The organism is Bradyrhizobium sp. 2TAF36, assembly GCF_052114925.1.
Lineage (GTDB): Bacteria > Pseudomonadota > Alphaproteobacteria > Rhizobiales > Xanthobacteraceae > Bradyrhizobium > Bradyrhizobium barranii.
Genome location: NZ_JBFRFR010000256.1, coordinates 1 through 497, shown reverse-complemented (window position 1 = coordinate 497; position 497 = coordinate 1). Strand labels below are relative to the sequence as shown.

1 protein-coding gene is annotated in these 497 nt (G+C 66.4%); it reads left to right on the top strand.

Annotation, left to right across the window (positions count from 1 at the left end):
- A partial coding sequence (locus AB4Z51_RS45060) for an amidohydrolase family protein (RefSeq protein ID WP_441499788.1) occupies positions 1-497 on the top strand: 497 nt, incomplete at both ends.

Sequence of the window (497 nt, the reverse complement as noted above, 5' to 3'; positions counted from 1 at the left end):
GATCAGGAGGCGCTGTGGCAGGCGCTGTCGCTCGGCGATCTCCAGACCATCTCGTCGGACCATGCGCCGTATCGCTACGACGAGACCGGCAAGCTGCGCGCCGGTCCCAATCCGAACTTCAAGCAGGTGGCCAACGGCCTGCCGGGGCTGGAGCTGCGGCTGCCGCTGCTGTTCGACGCGATGGTGTCGAAGGGCCGGCTCGGGCTGGAAAAGTTCGTCGAATTGACTTCGACCGCGCCGGCAAAAATCTACAATCTGCATCCGCGCAAGGGCTCGATCGCGGTCGGCGCCGATGCCGATATCGCGATCTGGGATCCCAATCGCGAGACTGTGATCGCCGACGAGATGATGCACGACCTCGCCGGCTACACGCCGTTCGCGGGCCGCAAGCTGAAGGGCTGGCCGGTTAGCGTTCTCTCGCGCGGCCGGGTGATCATCGACGGCAACAAGTGCCTCGCGGAGGCCGGCAGCGGCAAATTCCTGGCGCGCGGCGGCGG